3 protein-coding genes and 1 pseudogene are annotated in these 4801 nt (G+C 53.0%); 2 read left to right on the top strand and 2 right to left on the bottom strand.

The window, feature by feature from the left end:
- Positions 1-376: 376 nt before the first annotated feature.
- Entirely contained in the window at positions 377-1174 is a 798-nt protein-coding gene (locus RMSM_RS37255; RefSeq protein ID WP_008702358.1) for a GxxExxY protein, read from the bottom strand.
- Positions 1175-1712: 538 nt separating this feature from the next.
- Here RMSM_RS37255 and RMSM_RS23500 point away from each other — a divergent pair.
- Together RMSM_RS23500 and RMSM_RS23490 are read left to right on the top strand one after the other, a co-directional pair.
- Positions 1713-2198 (top strand): hypothetical protein, encoded by a 486-nt coding sequence (locus tag RMSM_RS23500; protein ID WP_236622279.1) that lies wholly within the window; start codon positions 1713-1715, stop codon positions 2196-2198.
- A gap of 486 nt (positions 2199-2684) precedes the next feature.
- Positions 2685-3791 (top strand): annotated as a pseudogene (locus RMSM_RS23490) (DUF1559 domain-containing protein).
- A gap of 165 nt (positions 3792-3956) precedes the next feature.
- Here RMSM_RS23490 and RMSM_RS23485 read toward each other — a convergent pair.
- Positions 3957-4538: a hypothetical protein gene (locus RMSM_RS23485; RefSeq protein WP_008702348.1), complete on the bottom strand. Its 582-nt coding sequence runs from the start codon at positions 4536-4538 to the stop codon at positions 3957-3959.
- Positions 4539-4801: the final 263 nt, after the last annotated feature.

Here is a 4801-nt window from a genome sequence, read left to right as displayed (position 1 = left end):
CCGCCACCGCTTACTCACCCTGCAGTTCCGCCGCACCCAATCGGCGCCGCCGGTGCGGCGGGCAGGAACATGGAGTAGGCAGGAAAATAAAAATAGCTTGGTCATTCTACGGCATCCCATTTTCCTGCCCCCTTCATTTTCCTGCCAAAATTAGTGGCCGACGTAGTCTTCGTTAATAAGCTGCCGCTGCTCGCACGACTCTCGGTTTCGCGTCATCTGGTTGATGCCCGTAATCCAGAGCGCCGCAATATTTGCAAGCCGAAGTGGCGCTCAGAAGATCCCCGTCAGTCGCAACGAAATCTCTCACTGCAATCTGACTTAATGCTTAAACACTCCAACGATACTCTGCCTGAACGCCAACATTCATTAGACGCGATCAATGGCTCTTCAACGTCGTGAACTGCAGGGCATGAAGGTCGATATTGATCCAGTGACCGAAGCGGATCGAGCAATGCCGCAATAGGGATAGCAGATGTGCGTAATGCTGCTTCCGTTTTGCCTGATTCATGGTCGTCACGAAGATCGCAGAAGAATCGTCAAGCAAATAAAAGCGTTGGTTCCCAAGTGAATGTCCAGCACGGCTCATAGGTACAAGCAGGCTTAGGCTTTCGGATCCGCCGAGGAAGTGCAGGATCGCCTCTCGATAGAGGCTGGTGGCCAGACCGGTTCCCCAATCCGACAACAAATCAGAAACCAAACTTACCAGAGAATCGTCTCCACTCCAGTCCTTTTTGTTGATTGCGAATCGCCGTCGTTCTTTAACATCGAGTGATGTGTTTACAAATTTAGATCGCACCCTGATCGGCCGGAAATTGATTAGTTTCCCGCGAGTGGTATTGGTTAGAAGAAGATAATTAAGTAATTGCGCAACATGATTGCGGGTCAGCCTTGCAACGGCTTTCAGTTCATAGATCGTCGCTCCGGCTACGATACAATCCAGCTTGAAGGTTTTCGAAAACGTTCTGAATGCCGTAACAACAGGCAACTCTCGATATACGGGACACATTCCCGCCTCGTAGATGCGTTCAACGAAATCGCACTGGTACACCTGCTCATCGCACAGACGCCCTAACTCGTTGTGTATCGCAAAAGCACAGCCCATCACCTGGTAGTCGATATTCCGCATCTCATCCTCATTGAGTCGCGGCAACTCGATAGGCAATAGAACGGGCATGGTGCTTCCTTTCAGGTTGAGGCCCTGCAAAAGCGAAGTCGTTAGTTGTAATTATCTACAGTAATACGCGACGCGTCGATGCTTAACGTCCTTTCGATTCTCAAACGCAATTGCACACGAACGGTAATGGTGAGCAAGGAAAGAAGGAACCTTCAAATGTCCTCTGGCCTTCTCAAATCGCTGCCTGACTGAAAACCGTCCAATCAGCGGTAGTAAACCGGCGGCAACAAAAAAGAAAATCGCTAGTCCCACTTGCGGCATCCCATTTTCCTGCCCCCTTCATTTTCCTGCCAAAACCAATTGCCAACGTCGCCCACGATAACAAACCGCCGCCGCTCGCTCACCTCGCAGTTCCGCCGCATGCCAGCAAATGCCTCGATCACGCCAGCAATACGCCGCCGATTTTCACTTGTCTTGTCCGCCGCGTGTTGCTATTAACCGCCGCAGTTCCACCGCACTTCCTTTCCTATCTAGCTGATTTTCTCCAACCCAGAGCCGGACCGCACACTTTATGGCAAAAGCACAAGCAAAGAACGAGATGCCCACAGAAGAATCCAAATTGGCCCCCGAGGCAGATGCCAGCGTGGCCGTTGCCGAAGAAACGCCAGCCGAAGCATCGGCTGCGACCGTGCCAGAAACGAAAGAGGCGGCCGCCAAAGATGAGCCTGCCAAAGATGAGCCTGCCAAAGAGACTCCGGCGAAAGCAAACCGGCCAAAAGAAACACCCGTGAAACAAAAGCCTGCCAAAGAATCGCCGAGTAAGCCGGCTAAGGCCACAGCGGCGGCGAGTTCCCCGAAAAAAGAAAGCCCAACTCGCTCGAAAAAGGCCGGTTCGGCAGCCAAAAACGGCTCACTACTTCCCTCCGAACACCAACTCGAACATCTGAAAGCAGCAGTCCTGGCCGCCGGCAGCAGCGACAATTTACTGGAAATCCTCCAGCATGTCGAAGAAGCTGGCGGGAAAGCGGCTGTCGAAGAAAGTATCGAAGCCTATCGCGTCCTTAAAACCGTGCTCGAAGAATAGATCTCGTCCTGGATCGCCTGGCCGTTCCAGACGCAACGTACTGTTACCCAAAACCCGGCCATGCGTGCAACAATCGCTCTCGTCCGCGCCCAGCCCGCTTGGCGAAACGGAGACCCCCTCGCTGGCACCGGCGAAGTGAGTTTCGACGCCATCGACGAGGCGAATCGCGCGTCTCGACTCCGTTCTCTTTATCACGCTAACTTCAAGCCGCGCTGCGGCTTCGACCTGATCGGGTGTCGTAAACAGAATTTGAGTGTGACTTCTAAATGCAATTGACGTCCCTTTTTGGGACAACCGCTCCCAAACACGGTCTCCCCGTACCGAGACTTTAGGGGCAGCCAACCTTCCACTGCGCCGTCACGCGTCTCAGCCGCGAAGGCCGGAATTTTTGACACACCTTAAAAAAAAACGTGACAATCATCTGAAGTCTATACATTTAGTATATTGAGCGCATACGTTTCCTTCCTTTTTAAACGAGCATGCCAGATGAGAACGAGAAAGCGACGGACCATCAAGCCAGCCGGATTTACCCTGGTCGAACTACTTGTAGTGATTGCCATTATCGGCGTATTGGTCGGCTTGTTGCTGCCGGCGGTCCAGGCCGCACGCGAGGCAGCCCGCCGTATGCAGTGTAGCAATAACCTGAAACAAATCAGCCTCGCACTGCACAACTATCACGATGCGTTTAATACGTTTCCCGCAGCTGGCGTACTACCCAAAGGTTCTCATTATGCAAGGTATTATCCAAGTATGATCGTAGCGTTGCTGCCCTACATCGAGCAACAAAGCCGCTACGAAACGATCCAACAGCGGTTAAGCTAAACGTCCAATGTCTGGTCGTCGCTGTTTTACGGTGAAGTGTACGAATCGATCTTGCCCGCCGTGCTTTGTCCGTCGTGTCCCGACGGATGGAAAGCGTCGCCGCACGCAAACAATGCACGTATCAACTACATGTTTAACATGGGCGACGGGATGTTAAAGTTGGACGCGGCCTGGCATCATCCCAACTACGTCAACAACCAATATGTTCAAGCACGTTATCGCGGCCCGTTTCATCTCGATTCGTGGGTCGACTTCGCCGACATTCAAGACGGAACCAGCCACACGTTGGCCTTTAGCGAGTCGGCCACTGCCCCCAACGGTTACTGGTCGGTTGAAGTCAAAGGAGGTTCGGGATGGAACAGCGCACTGCTTGAACCCGATGGTGCCCAACCAATCATCCACCCCGATGTTTGCATGACCAGTGTCGTTGACCCCGAAAAACCACGGCAATACTTGAATCCATGCGATACCTGGCGAGGTAACTTCTACCAGATGGGAACGCCATGGAACGGTTTTCACACCGTCGTTCCACCGAATGGTCCAAGTTGCTGGGATAGCCCTACCGGTTACTGGGCGGCGATTTTCACGCCCAACAGTTACCATCCCGGTGGCATCCACGGCACCATGCTCGATGGGTCGGTTCGTTTCATTACCGATTCGATTGACTCGGGCGACCTCACCCAAACACAACCCGTCGCAGGCGAAAGTCCATACGGAGTATGGGGTGCGATGGGAACTCACCAAGGCGGTGAAATACCAACCGAGTACTAGGATGAGAACGCAAACGCGGCGTCGAACCTTGGTTTGAAATTCGATTCGATTCAACAAAAAAACCGGTCACCCCCGTGGGGCGGCCGGTTGGCATCGTTCTCGAGTTAGCTTCTCGATTGCCCCGAGCTTCCGTATTTACTCGGATACCTCTGGACACCTTATCATTCAGGAGCCACCCATTGGCACATAGTCTCCGCCAGCACCGCCCGTTGCACTGGCTTGTTCATCTAACTCTTGTACCGCCTCGCCAATATCTTCGATAAAGGCATTTTCACCATCGGCAGTGATCTCAATGCTGAGCGGTGTATTCCCAGCGGTACGAAATTCTTCTGCAACCACTTGATAAACCATAAACGATCCGGTCTTCATCGCTCGATCGTATGCCGCCAATTGGTCCTGCGTTGCGTTCGCACCCGGATGCTTGGGAATGGGATCGCCCTCCGTCTCCGTCTTATTGACCATCACTTTGAAACTTCCCGCCGGAGCGCCGTCATATTTCGTGTGAGTCGTCAGTGTCGCGGTCCCGGTTGCATCTGTTCGACCGCCAACGGTCCAGCGACGAAGCGCAGAATCATTTGGATACAACGTCACCGTGGCATCGGACAATGGATTGCCGGCTTGTGTGATCGTCACCGTTGCCGGGTACAACTCCGGCATTCCGTCAGGCCGAGATTCGCCACAACCGTTGATCAATAACACAGTCGTCATCATCACGCTTTGAAACAAATACAAATTCAGTTTCTTCATCTGCTGCCTTCCCTATAGACTTTCGTAGTAAGGTCACTTCGACGATGGGTGCACCCATTCTAGGTCGGGGCTGGCGGCGTCGCTATCAGTCAATTGCAACAGGAATGGGCAAGCGGTTGATGTCTGCAATTAGTAACAACGCAAGGTCGTGAATTTGCGCAACGATCCGCGATCGTAAACACCGCACCCCCCCGAGTCGTGACGCGGTATTGAACGATAGCGTCCAATGGGATTGGTCTCGGATGGAACAGCGGTGATACTTC

This window comes from Rhodopirellula maiorica SM1 (assembly GCF_000346295.1).
In the GTDB taxonomy this organism is placed as follows: domain Bacteria; phylum Planctomycetota; class Planctomycetia; order Pirellulales; family Pirellulaceae; genus Novipirellula; species Novipirellula maiorica.
Note: the sequence above shows the minus strand (reverse complement) of the source record. Positions and strands in the feature narration are given on the sequence as shown.